The sequence below is a fragment of the Micromonospora sp. NPDC048842 genome (assembly GCF_040649935.1).
Classification (GTDB): domain Bacteria; phylum Actinomycetota; class Actinomycetes; order Mycobacteriales; family Micromonosporaceae; genus Micromonospora; species Micromonospora hortensis.
This window is the reverse complement of the sequence record NZ_JBEZGK010000032.1, coordinates 1-20,139: the sequence shown is the minus strand read 5'-3', so window position 1 is coordinate 20,139 and position 20,139 is coordinate 1. Positions and strand designations below refer to the sequence as shown.

Annotated in this window: 20 protein-coding genes, 3 tRNA genes and 1 pseudogene; 16 read left to right on the top strand and 8 right to left on the bottom strand. The window is 71.5% G+C overall.

Features of this window, described 5'->3' with window-relative positions:
• The first annotated feature begins 166 nt into the window (after window positions 1–166).
• Together AB0C19_RS30000 and AB0C19_RS29995 are read left to right on the top strand one after the other, a co-directional pair.
• Window positions 167–1,198 carry a 3-isopropylmalate dehydrogenase gene (locus AB0C19_RS30000; protein WP_357190726.1) on the top strand — a complete coding sequence of 344 codons (1,032 nt, stop codon included), beginning with the start codon at window positions 167–169 and terminating at the stop codon, window positions 1,196–1,198.
• 156 nt (window positions 1,199–1,354) lie between these two features.
• Complete coding sequence (locus AB0C19_RS29995; protein ID WP_357190724.1) at window positions 1,355–2,452, top strand: branched-chain amino acid aminotransferase; 1,098 nt, start codon at window positions 1,355–1,357, stop codon at window positions 2,450–2,452.
• Window positions 2,453–2,505: 53 nt separating this feature from the next.
• On the opposite strand, the gene AB0C19_RS29990 is transcribed toward AB0C19_RS29995, so the two are convergent.
• From AB0C19_RS29990 to AB0C19_RS29975, 4 genes are all read right to left on the bottom strand, one after another.
• Window positions 2,506–3,276, bottom strand: coding sequence for a tyrosine-protein phosphatase (locus AB0C19_RS29990; RefSeq protein ID WP_357190722.1), 771 nt, complete (start codon window positions 3,274–3,276; stop codon window positions 2,506–2,508).
• Window positions 3,277–3,331: 55 nt separating this feature from the next.
• Window positions 3,332–3,790, bottom strand: coding sequence for a PRC-barrel domain containing protein (locus AB0C19_RS29985; RefSeq protein WP_357190720.1), 459 nt, complete (start codon window positions 3,788–3,790; stop codon window positions 3,332–3,334).
• 83 nt (window positions 3,791–3,873) lie between these two features.
• The gene (locus tag AB0C19_RS29980) at window positions 3,874–4,404 is read right to left on the bottom strand and encodes a carboxymuconolactone decarboxylase family protein (RefSeq protein ID WP_357190718.1); all 531 of its coding nucleotides are present in this window, start codon (window positions 4,402–4,404) and stop codon (window positions 3,874–3,876) included.
• 2 nt (window positions 4,405–4,406) lie between these two features.
• Complete coding sequence (locus AB0C19_RS29975) at window positions 4,407–4,601, bottom strand: hypothetical protein (protein WP_357190716.1); 195 nt, start codon at window positions 4,599–4,601, stop codon at window positions 4,407–4,409.
• A gap of 316 nt (window positions 4,602–4,917) precedes the next feature.
• On the opposite strand from AB0C19_RS29975, the gene cimA reads away from it, so the two are divergent.
• Window positions 4,918–6,501 carry a citramalate synthase gene (gene cimA, locus AB0C19_RS29970; RefSeq protein ID WP_357190714.1) on the top strand — a complete coding sequence of 528 codons (1,584 nt, stop codon included), beginning with the start codon at window positions 4,918–4,920 and terminating at the stop codon, window positions 6,499–6,501.
• A 127-nt stretch (window positions 6,502–6,628) separates the two neighbouring features.
• On the opposite strand, the gene AB0C19_RS29965 is transcribed toward cimA, so the two are convergent.
• The gene (locus AB0C19_RS29965) at window positions 6,629–7,567 is read right to left on the bottom strand and encodes an endonuclease/exonuclease/phosphatase family protein (protein WP_357190799.1); all 939 of its coding nucleotides are present in this window, start codon (window positions 7,565–7,567) and stop codon (window positions 6,629–6,631) included.
• A gap of 386 nt (window positions 7,568–7,953) precedes the next feature.
• Between AB0C19_RS29965 and AB0C19_RS29960 the strand changes: the two genes are divergently transcribed.
• The 7 genes from AB0C19_RS29960 (at window position 7,954) to arfB (ending at window position 13,547) form a co-directional block, all read left to right on the top strand.
• Window positions 7,954–8,460, top strand: a complete 507-nt coding sequence (locus tag AB0C19_RS29960; protein WP_357190712.1) for a hypothetical protein — start codon at window positions 7,954–7,956, stop codon at window positions 8,458–8,460.
• 293 nt (window positions 8,461–8,753) lie between these two features.
• Window positions 8,754–9,803, top strand: coding sequence for a MoxR family ATPase (locus tag AB0C19_RS29955; RefSeq protein WP_357190710.1), 1,050 nt, complete (start codon window positions 8,754–8,756; stop codon window positions 9,801–9,803).
• Complete coding sequence (locus tag AB0C19_RS29950; RefSeq protein ID WP_357190708.1) at window positions 9,800–10,813, top strand: DUF58 domain-containing protein; 1,014 nt, start codon at window positions 9,800–9,802, stop codon at window positions 10,811–10,813. Before AB0C19_RS29955 ends, AB0C19_RS29950 begins: the two co-directional genes overlap by 4 nt.
• A complete protein-coding gene (locus AB0C19_RS29945; RefSeq protein WP_357190706.1) occupies window positions 10,810–11,769 on the top strand; it encodes a VWA domain-containing protein in 960 nt (319 codons plus the stop codon). Before AB0C19_RS29950 ends, AB0C19_RS29945 begins: the two co-directional genes overlap by 4 nt.
• A 38-nt stretch (window positions 11,770–11,807) precedes the next feature.
• The gene (locus AB0C19_RS29940) at window positions 11,808–12,692 is read left to right on the top strand and encodes a trypsin-like peptidase domain-containing protein (RefSeq protein ID WP_357190704.1); all 885 of its coding nucleotides are present in this window, start codon (window positions 11,808–11,810) and stop codon (window positions 12,690–12,692) included.
• A gap of 98 nt (window positions 12,693–12,790) precedes the next feature.
• A complete protein-coding gene (locus tag AB0C19_RS29935; RefSeq protein ID WP_357190702.1) occupies window positions 12,791–13,087 on the top strand; it encodes a hypothetical protein in 297 nt (98 codons plus the stop codon).
• Between the two features lie 34 nt (window positions 13,088–13,121).
• The gene (gene arfB, locus AB0C19_RS29930; protein ID WP_357190700.1) at window positions 13,122–13,547 is read left to right on the top strand and encodes an alternative ribosome rescue aminoacyl-tRNA hydrolase ArfB; all 426 of its coding nucleotides are present in this window, start codon (window positions 13,122–13,124) and stop codon (window positions 13,545–13,547) included.
• A gap of 47 nt (window positions 13,548–13,594) precedes the next feature.
• On the opposite strand, the gene AB0C19_RS29925 is transcribed toward arfB, so the two are convergent.
• Together AB0C19_RS29925 and AB0C19_RS29920 are read right to left on the bottom strand one after the other, a co-directional pair.
• Window positions 13,595–14,461, bottom strand: coding sequence for a 3-methyladenine DNA glycosylase (locus AB0C19_RS29925; RefSeq protein ID WP_357190698.1), 867 nt, complete (start codon window positions 14,459–14,461; stop codon window positions 13,595–13,597).
• A gap of 34 nt (window positions 14,462–14,495) precedes the next feature.
• Window positions 14,496–15,956 carry a hypothetical protein gene (locus AB0C19_RS29920; RefSeq protein ID WP_357190696.1) on the bottom strand — a complete coding sequence of 487 codons (1,461 nt, stop codon included), beginning with the start codon at window positions 15,954–15,956 and terminating at the stop codon, window positions 14,496–14,498.
• 174 nt (window positions 15,957–16,130) lie between these two features.
• Here AB0C19_RS29920 and AB0C19_RS29915 point away from each other — a divergent pair, with 174 nt between their 5' ends.
• The 4 genes from AB0C19_RS29915 to AB0C19_RS29900 all read left to right on the top strand — a co-directional run bounded on the left by AB0C19_RS29915 (window position 16,131) and on the right by AB0C19_RS29900 (window position 17,568).
• The gene (locus AB0C19_RS29915) at window positions 16,131–16,934 is read left to right on the top strand and encodes a fumarylacetoacetate hydrolase family protein (protein WP_091393135.1); all 804 of its coding nucleotides are present in this window, start codon (window positions 16,131–16,133) and stop codon (window positions 16,932–16,934) included.
• A 108-nt stretch (window positions 16,935–17,042) separates the two neighbouring features.
• A tRNA-Gln gene (locus tag AB0C19_RS29910) sits at window positions 17,043–17,114 on the top strand.
• A 134-nt stretch (window positions 17,115–17,248) separates the two neighbouring features.
• A tRNA-Glu gene (locus AB0C19_RS29905) sits at window positions 17,249–17,321 on the top strand.
• 174 nt (window positions 17,322–17,495) lie between these two features.
• A tRNA-Glu gene (locus tag AB0C19_RS29900) sits at window positions 17,496–17,568 on the top strand.
• A gap of 291 nt (window positions 17,569–17,859) precedes the next feature.
• Here AB0C19_RS29900 and AB0C19_RS29895 read toward each other — a convergent pair.
• Window positions 17,860–18,546: an IclR family transcriptional regulator gene (locus tag AB0C19_RS29895; protein ID WP_007456408.1), complete on the bottom strand. Its 687-nt coding sequence runs from the start codon at window positions 18,544–18,546 to the stop codon at window positions 17,860–17,862.
• Window positions 18,547–18,595: 49 nt separating this feature from the next.
• On the opposite strand from AB0C19_RS29895, the gene leuC reads away from it, so the two are divergent.
• Both leuC and AB0C19_RS29885 read left to right on the top strand, forming a co-directional pair.
• The gene (gene leuC / locus AB0C19_RS29890) at window positions 18,596–20,041 is read left to right on the top strand and encodes a 3-isopropylmalate dehydratase large subunit (RefSeq protein ID WP_357190694.1); all 1,446 of its coding nucleotides are present in this window, start codon (window positions 18,596–18,598) and stop codon (window positions 20,039–20,041) included.
• Window positions 20,042–20,055: 14 nt separating this feature from the next.
• Window positions 20,056–20,139: pseudogene (locus AB0C19_RS29885) on the top strand (3-isopropylmalate dehydratase small subunit); the annotation flags it as partial.

The following is a 20,139-nucleotide window of genomic DNA, read 5'->3' as shown; positions in this document are numbered from 1 at the left end:
CGACCCACTGAGCACTACCGTAGGCAGCGGAGATGACCGCCCCATGAGTCCCAGCTGAGAGGGTGCTGTGCATCCCAGCATCCCAAATCGTGGACGCTGCGTACCGGGAGGCGGGACGGCGACGTACCGTTGCCGAGACGGAACCGTTGAGCAGAGGAGTGCGGTCGTGGCGCGGATCGCGGTGGTGGCCGGAGACGGCATCGGGCCCGAGGTGGTCGCGCAGGCCCGCAAGGTCCTCGACGCGGTGCTGCCCGACGTGCAGGCCACCGAGTACGACCTCGGCGCCGCCCGCTGGCACCGTACCGGAGAGGTGCTGCCCGACTCGGTGCTGGCCGAGCTGGCCGGGCACGACGCGATCCTGCTCGGCGCGGTCGGTGACCCGACGGTCCCGCCGGGTGTGCTGGAGCGTGGGCTGCTGCTCAAGCTCCGTTTCGCCTTCGACCAGTACGTCAACCTGCGCCCGTCCCGGCTCTGGCCCGGTGTCGCCGGTCCGCTGGGCAACGTGAAGCCGGGCGAGGTCGACCTCGTCGTGGTGCGCGAGGGCACCGAGGGGCTCTACGCCGGTGCCGGTGGTTCCCTGCACCGGGACACCCCGGCCGAGGTCGCCACCGAGGAGAGCCTGAACACCCGGCACGGCGTGGAGCGGGTGATCCGCGACGCGTTCGCCCGCGCCGGCCGCCGGGAGCGGCGCAAGGTCACCCTCGTGCACAAGACCAACGTGCTCACCCACGCCGGGTCGCTCTGGGCGCGTACGTTCGACGCTGTCGCCGCCGAGCACCCGGACATCGAGACCGAGTACCAGCACGTCGACGCGGCGGCCATGTTCCTGGTCACGCAGCCCCAGCGCTACGACGTGGTGGTCACCGACAACCTGTTCGGCGACATCCTCACCGACATCGCCGCGGCCGTCACCGGTGGCATCGGGCTGGCCGCCAGCGGCTGCATCAACCCCGAGGGGGCGTACCCCTCGATGTTCGAGCCGGTGCACGGCTCGGCCCCGGACATCGCCGGCCAGGGCATCGCCGACCCGGTCGCTGCGGTGCTCTCCGCCGCGTTGCTGCTGGAGCAGCTCGGGCACGGCGAGTCGGCCGCCCGGGTCAACGCGGCGGTCGCCGCCGAGCTGGCCAGCCGCGTGCCGGGCGTGACGCTGCGTACCGAAGAGGTCGGCGACCGGCTCGCCGCCCACGCCGTAGCCTGATCACCCCGGCCCGAGTGGCAGACCGGTCTCGGAGCCGGTCTGCCACTGGCAGCCCGACCGGCGCTACCCGCTTAACGACCGTTCGGGGTAAGTTTCTGGCACAGCCATGTCGGTGTGCGGTCCCGCATGCCGTTGTTCCGCAGGGAGGTCAGCGCGATGAGCGGTGGTGACAAGCTCGACTTCGAGATCCGTCCGAATCTCGCGCCGATATCCGCCGCCGATCGGGCCGCACTGCTGACCAACCCCGGGTTCGGCCGCGTCTTCACCGACCACATGGTCACCGTCCGCTACGCCGACGGCAAGGGCTGGTACGACGCCCGGGTGGAAGCCCGTGCCCCGATCCCGATGGACCCGGCCAGCGCGGTGCTGCACTACGCGCAGGAGATCTTCGAGGGGCTCAAGGCGTACCGCACGGCCGACGGCGGCGTGACGATGTTCCGGCCGGACGCCAACGCGGCCCGCTTCGCCACCTCCGCGCAGCGGATGGCGATGCCGGTGCTGCCGCCGGAGGTGTTCGTCGACTCGCTGCACAAGCTCATCGAGATCGACCGCGAGTGGATCCCCACCGGCGAGGACGGCAGCCTCTACCTGCGCCCGTTCATGTTCGCCAGCGAGGTCTTCCTCGGCGTCCGTCCGGCCAACGAGTACCTCTACATGGTGATCGCCTCACCGGTCGGTGCCTACTTCACCGGTGGCGTCAAGCCGGTCACCGTCTGGGTCTCTCCGGACTACACGCGTGCCGCGCCCGGTGGTACCGGCGCTGCCAAGTGCGGCGGCAACTACGCCGCGTCGCTGGCGGCCCAGGCGGAGGCCATCGAGGCCGGCTGCGACCAGGTCGTCTTCCTGGACGCGGTGGAGCGCCGGTTCGTCGACGAACTGGGCGGCATGAACGTCTTCTTCGTCTACGACGACGGCACCGTGGTCACCCCACCGTTGACCGGCACGATCCTGCCGGGCATCACCCGCGACGCCGTCCTCGCGCTGGCCGGCGCGGCCGGGCACCAGGTCGAGGAGCGGCCGGTCAGCTTCGCCGACTGGCAGGCCGACGCCGCCAGCGGGCGCCTGCGGGAGGTGTTCGCCTGCGGCACCGCAGCGGTTGTCACCCCGATCGGTGGGGTCCGCTTCCCGGACGGCGAGTTCCTGATCGGTGGTGGCGAGCCCGGCCAGGTCACCATGGCCCTGCGTCAGCAGTTGGTCGACATCCAGCGGGGCAAGACTGCCGACCCGCACGGCTGGGTGCAGCGGGTCTTCTGATCTCTCTGCCGCTGCACCGGCCCGTCCACCCGGATGGGCCGGCGCAGTCGGCCCTACGCGTCGGTGGGCTGCGCCTTTGAGGGCTCGTCGAGCAGGTGGTCACGGAGCGCGGCGAGCTGCTCGTCGGTCACCCCGGCGTGGCGCAGGTACGCCTCGATCGAGCCGTGCCCCGCGCGCAGCTCGTCCAGGAAGATCTGCATCGCCTCGGCGGGTGAGCTCAGGAACGGCGCCGGCACGTCCACGCCGCCCGGGTTGATGGAGGCCAGCCAGGCGCTGTACCGGGCCGACGCCGCACTGCTCAACGCGTAGTCCGCTGTGATGTCAGCGTCGTCGACGCCGAGCACGGCGAGGGTCAACGCGCACACGATGCCGGTGCGGTCCTTGCCGGCGACGCAGTGCACCACCACCGGGGCGTTGGCGGAGTCGGCGATCAGGCCGACCGCCTCGGCCACCCCGGCGGTGCCGGTCTGGGCCAGGTCGGCGTACCGGTCCGCGAGGTACCGGGCCAGGCTGGCGCCCTCCTCGTGTGGCGTACCCGCCCAGTCAGCGTGCTCCGGGTGAATGTGCCGGTAGGTCAGCCCCTGGTACTCCGGCACCCGGCCGTCGCGCTCCACCTCGGTGGGGCGGCGTAGGTCGATGACCGTGCGGATCCCGATCGCGGCGAACGCGTCCCGGTCCTGCTCGGTGAGGCGGTGTAGCGAGTCGGAGCGGTAGAGCCGGCCTCGGCGTACGGATCGGTCGTCGTGGCCGAGGTAGCCACCGACGTCGCGGAAGTTGAAGGTGGCGGGGAGCGAAATCTGTCGGCTGTCGTCGATGGCGTCCACGCCCTCACGGTAACGGCCGGTGGGGCAGCGCCCCACCGGCCGTCGGGTCGAACAGTCACCGTGCGGTGCCGGGCGGGAGCGCGCCGTACGTCTCGTCGTAGTAGCCACCCAGCTGATCCCGGTAGTTCGGGTCGCTGTGGCTGGTCTCGTCGTACTCCGGGGCGGCCTTGATCTGGTCCCTGGTCCGGTCGACGGAGACGGTGCGCTGGTCGTGGTCGACCTGGTTGACGGTGCCGGCCGGCAACATCACCTTCTTGCCGAAGATCCAGGGCCCGGTGTCCACGACCAGGTAGCTGCCGCCCACCTCGTGACTGGCGCTGTCGATCTTGCCGATTCCACCGTCGGTGGCCTCGACCTTGTAGCCGACCAGGTCGACGTCGGCCACGCCGGCCTGGTCCCGGTAGCGCCAGGGGTCGAACGTGCCGGCCGGCGCGCCGCCGGCCACCGCGCCCTGGTCACCGCCGCGCAGCGGGTCCGGCCCGGCGTGGGTGGCGTGCGGATCGATCCTGTCCATGCCGTTCACTCCTGACTGTCACCGATCAACTCATGTCTCCGCAGGAGCTACCCGGCTGTCGGGGGCCGGAAACGGCGACAGGCTCAGGCCAGGGCGGCCTCGGCGTCCAGGGTGACCGCCGCGGCGTGCACCACGGCGGAGATCCGCAGGGCCTCGTGCAGTTGCTCCCGGGTGAAGCCGCTGCCGCGCAGCTTCTTGTCGTGCAACTCCAGGCACACCCCGCAGCCGGCGATGGCCGACACGGCGAAACACCAGAGTTCGAAGTCGCCCTTGTCCACCCCCGGCCTCGCGATGATCTGCATCCGCAGTCGGGCCGGCATCGAGGCGTACTGCTCGTCGCCGATCAGGTGCTTGGCACGGTAGTAGATGTTGTTCATCGCCATGATCGCCGCTGCGCCCTTGGCCGCCTCGACACCCTCCGGCCCGAGGTGCCCGAGCGCCTCGGCCGCGATCTCCCGCAACACGACAGGGTTGCGGGCGGTCACCGCACAGGCAAGCGCGGTGCCCCAGGTCTGCGCCGGGGTCAACGCCGAGGAACCGATGGTGGAGCCGAGGTTGAGCCTGATGTCCTTGGCGTACTCCGGCAGGGCTGCCGTGATCGCGTCCAGGCCCATGGTCAGACTCCGGCGGCGGGGATCTCGTCGGCGATCTCCGTCGGGCTGATGGAGGTGAAACCCATCGGCCCGACGAAGACCACGCACCACGTGCCCTCGTGGGACGTGTGGTTGATCGTCCTGGACGCGTTGTTGGCGCCCAGCGATACGCAGGCGGCGGGTCCGTGCTCAGGTAAGCGGTCACTGACGGTGAGCACAGGTCCTCCTTGCAGACGGCACGGTGGCCATCATCGGATCCGTTCCAGATGCTTCCGCATTGCTGTTTCCACCGATGACTGGCCTGGTGGCTTGTGAAGCCGATCACGAGCGGCGGTCCGGGGCGAACGAACCCTCCGTCACCGTCCCGCTATGTGGATTGCTCCTCCCATATAGGGGAGAGGGGTGGCAGAGTGGCCATCGTGACCAGCACCGCCCTGATTATTGCGACCTAGCGCGCCGGCTCTCCCCTCTGCCGAGCGCGCAGACCTCCCGCATCCGCGGGAGGTCTTTTTGTTGCTCCGAGAAAGGATCCTGATGACGTTCCAGGTCTTCGACACCACGTTGCGCGACGGCGCCCAGCGCGAGGGGCTCACCTACTCGGTGGTCGACAAGCTGGCAGTTGCCCGGCTGCTCGACGAGTTCGGCGTCGGCTTCATCGAGGGCGGCTGGCCGGGCGCGGTGCCCAAGGACACCGAGTTCTTCCGCCGCGCCCGCACCGAGCTGGATCTGCGGCACGCCGTGCTCGTCGCGTTCGGCGCCACCCGCAAGGCCGGCGTCGCGGTCGCGGACGACCCCCAGGTGCGCGCCCTGCTGGACGCGCAGACCCCGGCCGTGGCGCTGGTCGCCAAGGCCGACATCCGGCACGTCGAGCGCGCGCTGCGCACCACCGGCGCCGAGAACCTCGCCATGATCCACGACACTGTCAACCACCTCGTCCGCGAGGGGCGTCGGGTCTTCGTCGACGGCGAACACTTCTTCGACGGCTATCGGCACGACCCCGCGTACGGCGCGGCAGTGGTGCAGACAGTGCTCGCCGCCGGCGCCGAGCGGATGGTGCTCTGCGACACCAACGGCGGCATGCTGCCGTCCCAGGTGACCGCCGTGATCCATGACCTGACGACCCGGCTGGGGATCGACGCCGCGCTGCTCGGTATGCACGCCCAGAACGACACCGCCTGCGCGGTGGCCAACACGATCGCCGCCGTGGAGGCGGGCGTCCGCCACGTGCAGGGCACCGCCAACGGGTACGGCGAACGCCCGGGCAACGCCGACATCTTCGCTGTCGTCGCCAACCTCCAACTCAAGCTGGGCATGCCCGTCCTACCGGAGGGCTGCCTGGCGCAGATGGTGCGGGTCTCGCACGCCATCGCCGAGATCGCCAACATCGCCCCCGACACCCACCAGGCGTACGCCGGGGCCGCCGCCTTCGCCCACAAGGCGGGGTTGCACGCGAGCGCGATCAAGGTCGACCCGTTGCTCTACAACCACGTGGATCCGTCGGTGGTGGGCAACGACATGCGGATCCTGATCACCGAGATGGCCGGCCGGGCCAGCGTCGAGCTCAAGAGTCGTGAGCTCGGCCTGGACCTGGCCGGCAGCCCGGAAGCCCTGACCCGGGTCACCAAGCGGGTCAAGGAGCTGGAGGCGGGTGGCTGGTCCTTCGAGGCGGCCGATGCCTCCTTCGAGTTGCTGGTCCGCTCCGAGTTGCCGGAGGGCAGCCCGGCCCGACCGTTCACCCTGGAGTCGTACCGGGTGTTGGTCGAGCACCGCGAGGACGGCGCCGTGGTCTCCGAAGCGACCGTCAAGATCCGGGTTCGCGGTGAGCGGGTGATCGCCACCGCCGAGGGCAACGGCCCGGTCAACGCCCTCGACGAAGCGCTGCGGGTAGGGCTGGCGCGGCACTATCCACAGCTGCGCGACTTCGAGTTGGCCGACTACAAGGTGCGGATCCTGGAGGGCAGCCACGGCACCGGCGCTGTCACCCGGGTCCTGCTGGAAACTTCCGACGGCGGCGGCCGGGACTGGACCACTGTCGGCGTCCACCCCAACGTGGTCGAAGCCAGCTGGCACGCCCTGGTAGACGCCCTCACCTACGGCCTAGCCCCCACCCCCGTCTAACCCGCTGCCTCCCCGCCCCACCCCCCACTCCCGCGATCTTGCACTTTGTGTCGACGGTCTGCGGCTTTTGTCGCTGATGCCGGGACAGTAAGTGCAAGATCGACGAGGTGGGGCGGGGTGGGGTGGGTTAGGGGTTAGGGAGGGTGAGGGTGGCTTGGACGGGGCGGTGGTCGCTGCCGGGTAGGGCGAGCACCTGCACCGAGCGGACCGCTATCCGGTGGTCGACAAGGACGTGGTCGATGGTGACGGGTGGGATGAGGTCACCGTCGTACGGACCCCAGGTGCCGGTCAGGCCCTCTCCGGCGGCGTCGGCGGCGTCGACGTAACCGCTGCGCAGCAGGGCTCGCAGTGGACCGTGGTCGAGGGTCGCGTTGAAGTCTCCGGCGAGGATTCGCAGGCCACCGTCCGGGGTGGCCGGTGGTTGGGCGGTCAGGTCGGCACGCCAGGCACCCACCTGGTCCAGCGCGTACGGCGCTGAGGGGTGGGCCGACTCGACGCGGACCGGGGGCCCGCCGGGGACGGACACCGTCGCGTACGCCTGGCTGAAGCCCCAGCCTTCGAGGTTGCGTCGGACGCCGCCGTCGGTGATCGGCCACCGCGAGTAGAGCCCGGAGCCGGGGGTGCCGATCTCCGGGTTGAGCTGCCGGTGCGGCAGTAGCGTGGCCAGGCCGAGCTGATCCAGGGCGGCCTGCGCGTCCGGGGTGAACTCCTGCACTGTGAGCACGTCCACCTGGTGTCGCCGGACCAGCTCCACCAGTGTCCGCGCGTCGCCGGCGCCGGCGAGCAGATTGGCGGTGAGCAGCCGCACTGTCGGCCCGCCCGCCGCCGGCTGCCTGTCGGCCAGCGCCCGAGGTGCGACGGTACCGAGCAACGCCACCGCCGCCACTGCCGCGAGCGCCGCCGGCCACCAGCGCCGCAGGGCGAGCGCGAGGGCCAGGACCAGCACGCTGACCCCCGCGACGTACGGCGTGAAGGCGAGCGCCTGCACCAACGGCCCCCGGTCCAGGCCGAGCAGCCGGACGGCCGCCCAGAGGGCGGTGGGTACGACGGCAAGCCAGCAGAGCACAGTGCCGAGCCGAGCGTTCCGATGCGCGCGTGGAGCGTCGACGATCACGACGGTGATCGTAGTCGGGCCCGACGAACCCATTTCATGAATGGCGATGCGCTCACATTTCACAATTATCTGACGGTTGGTTGACACCCCGGAAAAGCGAGATCAACTATTGACTGGCGGCTTTTTCCGGTGCTACGTTCCATCTGGCTTAAGCGACGCAACTCTGAGTAGTAACCGCAGCTCAGAGGGGATAAGGATTGGTGGTAAATCAATCTCGTCGGGTGTGAGCGAGGCAGCTTTCCCCGGCCCAACTGTCGTCGTACGCCTATTTATGGGCAGTCATCCGTCCCGCCCCGCGGGTCGGCCGAATTCGCACGGTCACACAAGGGGGACCTGTCATGAGCACATCCTTCCGACGTAAGGTGGCGGCGGTCACGTTCGCTGTCCTGGGGCTCAGTCTCGCCGGCGGGGGCATCGCTATCGCCCAGCCGTCCGCGAAGGCGCCGCAGGAAACGGTCCAGCCGGCACGCGGCACGAACTCCCAGCCGCCGGTCAGCGCCGAGTCGGCGCGTATCGCGAAAGCCGCGCTGAAGGCGAACGCGGCCACCCCACTGGTGGCCACCAACGTCTACACCGTCGTCAACTCCAACGGCACCAAGGCGCGTGGCGGCGGCACAGTGGTCAAGTACGGCGTCGGGGAGTACGAGGTGATCTTCGGTCACAACGTGACGGCTGGTGCCTTCCTGGCGACGCTCTCACTGTCCGGCTCCTGCTGCATCCCACCGGGTGGCGAGGTGTCGGTCGCGCCGCGGCTGCTGACGCCCAACGCGGTCTTCGTACAGACCCGCAACTCGGCCGGGACTCCGGCCAACCTGGGCTTCACCCTGCTCACCCACACACCCTGACCGAACCGACACCCGACACCCGGCCCCCGTCGCCTCCGGCGCGGGGGCCGGACCCTGTCTGCCCGGCGCGCGCCGCCCGCCCGGATCGGCAGCCCAGAAAGCGTCGGGCCCTCCTCGACCGGTTCGTGTCAGTCGGGCGCACACTGGCCGATCCCTCGCCGGTTGTCCGTGACTCGGCAGGCTCGCGACGGTCGTCACCCTTCCGCGCGGCTCATCCCCATTCCGGCCACTCCGGGCCGGTCCCTGCCGCACAATCCCACGTTTGCCGAGCGTGTGCCAGGGAAGCAAGCACCGTGACGGACATCTCGGACACCCTGGCCAGCATGCCCAGCCCGGTCGATCCGGAGCCGACCGGCATCGAGCTGGAACAGACCCTCTTCGAGGTCAAACGCGTGATCGTCGGGCAGGATCGCCTCGTCGAACGCCTGCTCACCGCCCTGGTCGCCAACGGACACTGCCTCCTGGAGGGGGTACCCGGCGTGGCCAAGACACTGGCCGCGCAGACCCTAGCGACGGTGGTCGGCGGCACCTTCTCCCGGATCCAGTTCACCCCGGACCTGGTGCCCTCCGACATCGTCGGCACCCGGATCTACCGGGCGTCCAAGGAGACCTTCGACATCGAGCTGGGCCCGATCATGGCCAACCTGGTGCTGGCCGACGAGATCAACCGAGCCCCGGCCAAGGTCCAGTCGGCGCTGCTGGAGGCGATGGCCGAACGGCAGGTCTCGATCGGCGGGCGCAGCTGGCCGGTGCCGGAGCCATTCTTGGTGCTGGCCACGCAGAACCCGATCGAGTCCGAGGGGGTCTACCAGCTCCCGGAGGCGCAGCGTGACCGGTTCCTGATGAAGGTGGTGGTCGACTACCCCAGCGACGCCGACGAGCTGGCCATCCTCTACCGGATGAGCACCGACCGGCCGACCCCGCGCCGGGTGCTCGACGCGCAACGGCTGCGGGACCTCCAGATCCACGCCGAGCGGGTCTTCGTCCACCACGCGTTGGCCGAGTACGTGGTGCGGCTGATCCTCGCCACCCGCGACCCCGGCCGGTTCGGGCTGCCGGAGATCGCCCCGCTGTTGGCGTACGGGGCCAGCCCCCGGGCCACCCTGGGCCTGGTCGCGGCGGCCCGGGCACAGGCCCTGCTGCGGGGGCGGGAGTACGTGCTGCCCGAGGACATCCGCGAGCTCGCCGTCGACGTTCTCGCCCACCGACTGGTGCTCTCCTTCGACGCGGTGGCCGACGGGGTGTCGGCCGAGAGCGTGGTGCGACGGCTCGTCGAGGCGGTGCCGCCGCCCCGGCTGGCCACCGGACACCCGCAGCAGACACCGGATCTGGCGGCGGCATGAGACGCGCCGCCGTCGCGCCCGCCGACCCCGGCCTGGCCGAGCTGGCCCCGGACCAGCGCCTGCGCCGCCTGGAGTTGACCGTCACGCGCCGACTGAACGGCCTGCTGCACGGCCAGTACCGTGGTCTGCTGCCCGGTCCCGGCAGCGAACCCTCCGGCAGTCGCGAATACCGGCCGGGCGAGGACGAGGTCCGCCGGATGGACTGGGCGGTGACCGCCCGGACCGCGGTGCCGCACGTCCGGCAGGTCGATGCCGACCGGGAGCTGACCACCTGGCTGCTCGTCGACGGCAGCGCCAGCATGGAGTTCGGCACCGCCGAGCTGGACAAACGGGAACTGGCGGTGGCGGCCGTCGCGGCGGTCGGCTTCCTGACCGCTGGCGTCGGCAACCGCCTCGGCGCACAGGTGCTGCGCGCTGACGGGGTGCGCCGCTTCCCGGCCCGTAGCGGGCGTACCCATCTGCTGTCCCTGCTCCGCGCGCTGCTCGCCGCCCCCCGGGCCACGGCGCCCACCGATCGGCCGGGGCGTGGGCCGGCGGCCCGACCGCCGGATCTGGCCGACGGCCTCGACGCGCTGCACCGCATCGCCAATCGGCGTGGGCTGGTCGTGGTGGTCTCCGACTTCCTCGACGGTCTGCCCGACGATCCCGGGCAGACAGCGCCCTGGGAGCGGACCATGCGCCGGCTGGCCGTCCGGCACCAGGTGCTGGCGATCGAGGTGACCGACCCGCGGGAGCTGGAGCTGCCGGACGTCGGCCTCATCACGCTCGTCGACCCGGAGACCGGTCGGCACCGTGAGGTGTGCACATCGGACCGTGGGCTGCGCGAGCGGTACGCCGAGGCCGCCACCGCCCAGCGCGAGCAGGTCCACCAGGCGCTGCGCCGCAGCGGGGCCACCCATCTGCCGCTGCGCACCGACGGCGACTGGAGCGCCGACATCGTCCGGCACGTGCACGCCCAGCGTCGGCTGGCCGCCGCGCCGGCCGGCCGGCCCCGGGGAGGTGCCGCGTGATCTGGCAGTCGCCGCTGCGACTCTGGCTGCTGCTCGGCGTGCTCGCCCTGGTCGTCGCCTACCTGGTGCTGCAGCGGCGACGCAGCCGCTACGCGGTCCGCTTCACCAACCTGCGGCTGCTGGACCGGGTGGCGCCGGAGCGGCCCGCCTGGCGTCGGCACGTACCGGCCGGGCTCTTTCTCGCCATGCTGGCGCTGCTCGTGGTCGGCTTCGCCCGACCGAGCGCCGAGGTCCGGGTGCCCCGGGAACGGGCCACTGTGATGGTGGCGGTGGACGTCTCCACGTCGATGCTCGCCACCGACGTCGAACCGGACCGGCTGGCCGCTGCGAAGGAGGCCGCCCGGCGCTTCGTCGAGGGCCTGCCCGACGAGTTCAACGTGGGTCTCGTCGCGTTCGCCGGCAGTGCCGCCGTGCTGGTGCCCCCGAGCACCGACCGGGACGCCCTCGACGAGGGGATCGACAGGCTCGCCGAGGGCATCACCGGTGTCCAGGGCACCGCCATCGGCGAGGCCATAAACACCTCACTCGGCGCGGTCAAGAGCCTGGACAGCGAGGCCGCGAAGGAGACACCACCCGCCCGGGTCATCCTGCTCTCCGACGGCGCCAACACCTCCGGCATGGACCCGATGGAGGCGGCAGCGGAAGCGGTGAAGGCGGAGGTGCCTGTGCACTCGATCTCGTTCGGCACCCCGTCCGGGTTCGTCGACAGAGGTGGACGGCCCATCCAGGTGCCTGTGGACGGACAGACCCTCAAGGCGGTCGCCGAGGAGACCGGCGGCATGTTCCACGAGGCCAGTACCACCGACGAGCTGCGGGCCGTCTACGACGACATCGGCAGTTCGGTCGGCTACCGCACCGAGCGGCAGGACATCTCGGCCCGGTTCATCGGCCTCGGACTGGTGTTCGCGATGGGCGCCGCCGCCGGCTCGATGCGCTGGTTCTCCCGGCTGCCCTGACCGCCACGCACACCCGACGTCGACAGTGAGGAGTACGCATGGCAGTGCAGACCGGACTGGGCGAACCGCGCGGTCCCTGGTTCATCTCTCCGGAACTCGACCCGGACGGGCGCGGGTGGTGGGACACGCCCGAGCGCGACCCGGGCGGGCGACGACCCGGGCGGCTGCTCGCCGTGTTGGGCGTGGTGGCGGTCTCGGCCGTCTCCGGCGCTCTCGCCGGCGGCGTGGTGGCCAGCCGGGACGGGGCTGGTGGCCCGGCTGCGGCGTCCGCGGCCCCGGTGCCGGCCGAGCTGGTCACCGCTGCTGAGCGGACCGTACCCGGGGTGGTGTCGGTGCTGGCCGGCGGCACGACCAGCGGGTCCGCGAGCGGTGGATCCCCGACCGGAGGGTCCGCGACCGGCTCCGGCTTCGCTGTGGACGACCAACAGCACCTGATCACCAACGACCACATCCTGGCCAAGGCGGGTGGCGGCCCGGTGACAGTGGAACTGCCCGACGGCCGCCGGTTCGCCGCCGAGGTGGTCGGACGGGAGCCGCGCAGCGACCTGGCGGTGCTGAAGGTGCCGGCATCGGCAGGTCTCACCCCGCTGCCCCTGGCCAAGCCGGGCGCGACCCGGGTCGGTGAGCCGGTGCTCGCGGTGGGGTCGCCGCTCGGTCTGGCCGGAACTGTCACCGCGGGCATCGTCAGCGCGCTCGACAGGCAGGTGCGCCTCGGCAACAACCGGCACACCGCTGTGCAGACCGACGCGTCCATCAACCCCGGCAACTCCGGTGGGCCACTGGTGAACGCGCGCGGAGAGGTGGTCGGGGTGAACACCGCCATCGCCACCATCGATGGAAACGGCTCGATCGGCATCGGGTTCGCCATCCCGATCGACCAGGTGCAGCAGACCGCCGACACGATCATCGGCAAGGGTGGCTGAGCTGCCCGAACGCCCCGACGGGGGCCACCACTGTCGGATATCCGGCCGGACGGCATCGGACCATGGAAATATTACGTTCGGTATGGATACTGGCGGAGGTGGAGCGTCCTCTTCTCACGGTCCTCCTGCTGGTGGGCCTGATCATCGGATGTGCAGTGGGGTCGGCGTACGCCCGGGCACGACGCGGGTGGAACGATTACCAGACCGTCAAGAAATCGGTGCCAGGCGCTCGCCGGGGCGCCTGGTCACTGATCCGCGGCGTCGTCGTGAAGGCCGCTGTGATCGGGGTGCTGCTCTTCGGCGCTGTGGCGTACGCGGCCGTCGGCTCCGACGAGGAGACCGCCGGGCCAGCGCCCAGCCAGTCCCCGACGCAGAGTGAGCCTCCGCACCGATGACCCCCGGCGGTTCGTCGCGGGTTAGCCTCGGGGCGTGGACGACGGACTGCGGGTGACCGACCGGTGGGTCGTCCCCGCCGGGGAGCTACGGGAGCGCTTCTCCCGCTCGTCGGGGCCGGGCGGGCAGGGTGTGAACACCGCTGACTCCCGGGTCGAGCTGAGCTACGACGTGGCCAACTCGCCGGCCGTGCCCGACTGGCTGCGGCCGCGGGCGCTGGCCCGACTCGCCAACCGCCTCGTCGACGGGGTGCTGACGATCGCCGCCAGCGAGCACCGGGCCCAGCTTGCCAACCGGGAGGCGGCCCGGGCCCGGATGACCGCCCTCCTGCGGGAGGCCGCAGCGCCCCCACCGCCGACCCGCCGAGCGACCCGCCCGTCCCGGGGGGCCAAGGAACGCCGGCTGGCCGAGAAGAAACGCCAGTCCCAGCGCAAGCGGGACCGCCGCGCCGACGACGACTGATCCGGGACGGCGACTGATCCGGGACAGCGACTGATCCGGGACGACGACTAGTCCGCGACGGCGGCGAGCAGCCGGTCGCGCAGCACGGCGGCCCGCTCGGCGAACCCGCGCTGCGCCACCGCGTACTCCGCCCGGCCGTCCGGAGTCTCCACACGCACCGGCGGGTAGCCGAGTGCCGCCAGGTCGTACGGGCTGGCCCTCATGTCCAACGTGCGGATGTCCCGGGCCAGGTCGAACGCGTCGGCCACCAGCTCCGAGGAGACCAACGGCGACAGCTTGTACGCCCACTTGTACAGATCCATGTTGGCGTGCAGGCAGCCCGGCTGCTCGTGCGCGTGCTGCGTCTCCCGGGTCGGGCTGAGCAGGTTCAACGGGCGGGCCGGCGCGGTGAAGAACCGGAACGCGTCGAAGTGGCTGCACCGCACGCCCCGCTCCTCGACGACATCGGCGGTGCGTTCCGCGCTGAGCCGCAGCGGCCAGGCGTTGTGCCGCAGCTCCTCTCGGGTCTGCCGGTAGACCATCGCCCACTCGTGCATCCCGAAGCACCCGAAGTGCGGCGCACGTCCGCGCGTCGCCGCCAGCAGGGAGCGGATCCAGGCGATCGACTCGCCGCGCCGCGCGCGTACCCCATCGGTGTCGAGGGTGACCCCGGCGGTGCCGGCGCGGTAGTCGCGGCCGAACTCGGCCGGATCGGCGTCCCGCAGTTCGACCCCGGGGCCCGGATGCCAGCGCCGCAGCTGGGCCGGGCGATGCGAGTAGTAGGTGAACAGGAAGTCGGCCACCGGATGCCGCTCACCGCGTCGTCGCCGGGCCAGGTGCGGGGTCAGCCAGACGTCCACCCGCTCCTCGTGGGCCCGTCGGCGAGCCTGCCACTGCGTCGCGTCGAGCACGGCGGGGGCGAGGGCGGCGGTCACGCATCCCAGGGTACGACCGCCGCCCGCACACCGGTCAGGGCATCTGCACCCGGACCCCGGCGGAGAACACCCCGCTGCGTAGCTCCAGCTGCTGGGGCGGGTCCCGCCCGTCGACCGTGAAGACCAGCGGGAGCACCATCCGGGTGCCAGCCGCCATCGGGTCGGCGAAGACGTCCCGACCCAGGTTCGCCGTCCGGGTGGCCGACTCGTCGGTGCTCACCCAGCGCCCACCGGGCAGGTACGCCCGTTGCAGCTCGCTGTGCCAGGGCTGGTGCTCGCCGGTGACGTTGCGCACGCCTACCGTGGCCTCGCATCGTCGCCCGTTGGCCGGTGCGGCATCGCCGCCGTTGGCCTTCCCGGCGGTGCCGGGCGCGCCGCAGGTCATCCGGTACACGGTGAACTCGAACGCCGACTCGCGCAGCGGCACGCCCAGCGACCCGGCGACCGCGGTGCCCACCCAGGCGCCGCTGGTCGGCTGCTTCTGCGTGTCGATCGCCGCGACCTGCCGGGTCGCCGTCCAACCCGCGGTGCCGACCACGCCGGCCAGCACCACGACGGCGGCGCCCACCAACATCCAGACCGGCGGGGTACGCCGACGCCGCACCGGACTCGGCGCTGCCGGGCGGGGATAGACCGTCCCGCGGCCACCCTCGGCGCCGCCGCCGGTGGACAGCGCGGCAGCCGTCACCCGACGCCCGCGCCGACGCCGCCACACCCACACCAGGGCGGCGCTGATCAGCAGCAGGACCGCCAGGCCGGCGAGCAGCACCGGGTAGCGACGCCACGGCGGCGCCTCGTCGACCTCGGCCGCCGGTGCCGCTGCCGCCCGCCAGGTGGCCGTGGCGCAGTCGTACGGCCGGCTGCCGTCACTGGTGAACGCGCAGGTCGGCGCGGTCAGCGGCCGGCCCGGCGCGGTCGCCGCGAGCGCGGTGCCCAGGGTGGTCGTGCTGTGCGCGGGCAGCCGCAAGCGCCAGGTCACCTCGGTGGCCGATCCGCCAGCCGGGGTGGATCGGCCACCACCGCTGATCGCTGTCGTCGACGAACCGGGCGGCAGTTCCTGTCGCACAGTGGTCTCCAACGGCGAGTTGCTCACGTTGCGCACCTGGATCCGGTACCTCGGTGCCGGGCTGCTCTCCGTCGCGACCGCCACAGTGACCTGTTGCGGGGGCGCCGACGCCGGTGCCCGGGTCGGTGGTGCCACCGCCGGTGGTGCCGAGGGCGGGGTGGGCTCTGTCACCCGCGCGACCATCGCCACCGGCGGCCGGGTTCCCGCTGGTGCTGGTGTGGCGGCCGGTGGTGGTGCGGCCGTAGTTGGTGGTGCCGTGGCGGCCGGTGCCTGTGGCGTGGCCGCCGTTGGTTGTGGCGTGGCGGCCGGTGGTCGTGGCGCGGCCGCCGCCTCCGGAGCCGCCGTCGGCAGGGCCGGCACGGCGGCGAGGATGCCGAGGCAGTGCACGAACACTGCGAGGGCTCTGTGGTGTCGTGTCGATGCAGGCATACGAACGAACCTCCGGAGCCGACGCTAGGGGCGAGCCGCCTCCGTGCGGGTACGAAGTCGAGAAACCCGCCCCGGTCACCTCCAGCTCCGATAGGGTGCCGCGCGCTGACGGGTTGAGCACACCCGACCGCCTGTCCTGGCCGGTTGGGGCGTCGGCGGCGCTAGATTGGCCGGGTGCGTATCGCTCGTTTCGCCCATGCCAAGGGAATGTCGTTCGGTGCCGTCGAAGGCGAAGCGGAGGCCGGGCCGCAGGGCCTGACCATCGCCGAGATCGAGGGCCACCCGTTCGGCAATCTCTCCTTCAGTGGGGCCCGCTGGGCCCTCTCCGACGTCCGGCTGCTCTCGCCGATCCTGCCCAGCAAGGTCGTCTGCGTCGGCCGCAACTACGCCGACCACGCCGCCGAGCTCGGCAACGAGGTGCCCAAGGAGCCGCTGCTCTTCCTCAAGCCGTCCACCTCGGTGATCGGCCCCCGGGACGCCATCCGACTGCCGATCTTCTCCAAGCAGGTAGAGCACGAGGCGGAGTTGGCGGTCGTGATCGGGGCGCCCGGCGCGCGCCGCGCCGACCGCGCCGCCGCCGAACGCGCCATCTTCGGCTACACCTGCGCCAACGACGTCACCGCTCGGGACCTCCAGCGCTCGGACGGGCAGTGGACCCGGGCCAAGGGCTTCGACTCGTTCTGCCCGATCGGTCCGTGGATCACCACCGGGCTGGACGTCTCCGACCTGGAGATCCGGTGTGAGGTGGGTCGCAACCCGGAGGAGATGGAAGTACGCCAACTCGGCCGGACGAAGGACATGGTCTTCGACGTGCCGGGCCTGGTGTCGTACATCTCGCACGTCATGACTCTGCTGCCCGGCGACGTGGTTCTCACCGGCACTCCGGCCGGGGTTAGCCCGCTTGTCGAGGGGGATACGGTCACCGTGCGGATCGACGGCATCGGCGAGCTCACCAACCCGGTGGTGCCCGTCGCCTGATCCGTCTGATGCCCCTGCTTCCGCAGCTCACGGGTGGTTCGGGGGGATCGGATTTGGCCTGTCGGTACCGGGAGGGTAAAGTTCACTCCCGGCACCGCAAGGGGCCAATGGGGTATGGGGTAATTGGCAGCCCGACTGATTCTGGTTCAGTTAGTCTAGGTTCGAGTCCTGGTACCCCAGCGCTGCTGGAATTCGCGAGAATTTCCAGACGCTGGATTCTGACGGAGTTCGACTCCGCCCCTTCGGGGGCGGAGGGTGGTCTTCGGTAGAGTGCAGCTCCTCCACCGGTAAGGTGGGGGAGCAAAAGTTGTTCTGGCCCCGTCGTCTAGCGGCCCAGGACGCCGCCCTCTCAAGGCGGTAGCGCCGGTTCGAATCCGGTCGGGGCTACAGCGTGCACAGCCCGTCTCACCTCGTGAGGCGGGCTGTTTCGTGTCCGCCGCCACGCCCGTTCCAGCCCACGCCCAGGCCCTCGGGTGACGGCGCACCCCGCGCTCGTGCCCGGGTACGGTGCCGCTAGACTACATTCGCACCGCCCGCGAGGGTGGTGAACGGAAAAGTTCTGGCCCCGTCGTCTAGCGGCCCAGGACGCCGCCCTCTCAAGGCGGTAGCGCCGGTTCGAATCCGGTCGGGGCTACAACCAAAGGCTCATCTCGCCCAGCGAGATGAGCCTTTCTCGTCCCCCATCCCACCCCGCCCCACCCCACCCCGCCTCTGCCACCCACCCCTCGCCCTTGGTGATCAAGAGCTTTGCGTCACGACACGCGGCAGGCGGTGACGCAAAGCTCTTGATCACCGGGAGCGGTCGGGTTGGGGCGGGAGGGCGCGGCGCGGGCAGGGTGGGAGGACGGGGGAGGGGGCAGGGGTTGGGCAGGGGTTGGGCGGGGGAGGGGGCGGGGGTTGGGCAGGGGTTGGGCGGGGGTGCGGGTTAGAGGCCGGAGAGGCGTTGGCCGGCTCTTACTACGGCCATGGCGTGGCGTTCGCCGGGGCGGCGGCCCAGGCGCTCGATCGGGCCGGAGATGCTGACCGAGGCGATGACCCGGCCGGTGCGGTCGCGGATCGGGGCGGAGACGCTCGCCACACCGGCCTCCCGCTCGGCGACGCTCTGCGCCCAGCCACGGCGGCGTACCTCGGCGAGGGTGCGGCCGGTGAACTTGCTGCGCGGCAGGAGCGGCATCACCGCCTCCGGCGGCTCCCAGGCGAGCAGGATCTGGGCCGCGGAGCCGGCCGTCATCGGCAGCACCGAGCCGACCGGAACGGTGTCCCGTAGGCCGCTGGCGCGTTCCGCCGCCGCCACGCAGATCCGCTCGTCGGCGCGGCGCAGATAGAGCTGCGCGCTCTCGCCTGTGGCGTCGCGCAGCGCGGCCAGCAGAGGCTCGGCGGCGGTCAGCAGAACGTCCGGTGCGGCGTTGGCCAGCTCGCCCAGGCGGGGGCCGGGCCGCCATCTGCCCTGGGTGTCACGCACCAGCATTCGGTGGATCTCCAGGGCCTGGGCCAGGCGATGTGCTGTGGCCCGGGGCAGCTTGGTGCGTTCGACGAGTTCGGCCAGGCTGGCGCCGTCCACGCAGGCGGCCAGGATGACCACCGCCTTGTCGAGAACGCCGACACCGCTCATACTGTGTCCCACAAGCCGAAACTTACCTCCCAGAATTTAGGATGTCCAGATGGTGGGAGTCACTCCTGAGCCGAGGACCCTGGCCGAGAAGGTCTGGGACGCGCACGTCGTACGGTCCGCCGCTGGTGAGCCGGACCTGCTCTTCATCGACCTGCACCTGCTGCACGAGGTGACCAGCCCGCAGGCGTTCGACGGGCTGCGGCTCGCCGGGCGCCGGGTGCGTCGTACCGACCTGACCCTCGCGACCGAGGACCACAACACCCCGACCGGGTACGCCGACCCGGCGTTCCGCCTCCGTCGTGGTGACCTGCTCACCATCGCGGACCCGACGTCGCGTACGCAGATCGAGACGTTGCGCCGCAACTGCGCCGAGTTCGGAGTGCGACTGCACCCGCTCGGCGACGACAACCAGGGCATCGTGCACGTGATCGGCCCGCAGCTCGGTCTCACCCAGCCGGGCCTGACGATCGTCTGTGGCGATTCGCACACCGCCACCCACGGCGCGTTCGGCGCGCTCGCCTTCGGCATCGGCACCAGCGAGGTGGAGCACGTGCTGGCCACCCAGACGCTGCCGCAGAGCCGACCGAAGACGATGGCCGTGAACGTCACCGGCCAGCTCGCGCCCGGTGTGACCGCCAAGGACCTGGTGCTCGCGCTGATCACGCAGGTCGGCACCGGTGGAGGTCGCGGGCACATCGTGGAGTACCGCGGCGAGGCGATCCGTGCCCTCTCCATGGAGGGGCGAATGACAATCGCCAACATGTCCATCGAGTGGGGCGCCAAGGCCGGCATGATCGCGCCGGACGAGACCACCTTCGCGTACCTCAAGGGTCGACCGAACGCGCCGCAGGGCGCGGACTGGGACGCGGCGGTCCAGTGGTGGCGGACGCTGCCCACCGACGACGGCGCGCGCTTCGACGCCGAGGTGACCCTGGACGCCAGCCAGATCACCCCGTTCGTCACCTGGGGCACCAACCCCGGGCAGGGTGCGCCGCTGAGCGCCCCGGTGCCGGACCCTGAGGAGTTCACCACCGACTCGGAGCGCACCGCCGCCCGCCGGGCCCTGGAGTACATGGACCTGCGCCCCGGCACCCCGCTGCGGGAGCTGCCGATCGACGTGGTCTTCGTGGGGTCCTGCACCAACGGCCGCCTGGAGGATCTGCGGGCCGCCGCCGACGTGCTGCGTGGCCACCGGGTCGCCGACGGCGTCCGGATGCTCGTGGTGCCCGGCTCCGCCGCAGTGCGCGAGGCCGCCGAGGCCGAGGGGCTGGACAAGGTCTTCGCCGACGCCGGGGCCGAGTGGCGGTTCGCCGGCTGCTCCATGTGTCTGGGGATGAACCCCGACACGCTGAAGCCGGGTGAGCGCTCGGCCTCCACCTCGAACCGCAACTTCGAGGGCCGTCAGGGCCGGGGTGGGCGTACCCACCTGGTCTCCCCGCCGGTGGCCGCCGCCACCGCAGTGGTCGGCCGGCTGGCCGCCCCCGCCGACCTGTAGAAGGGACCGACGAGATGGACAAGTTCACCACCCACACCGGCACTGCCGTGCCGCTGCGCCGGTCCAACGTGGACACCGACCAGATCATCCCCGCCGTG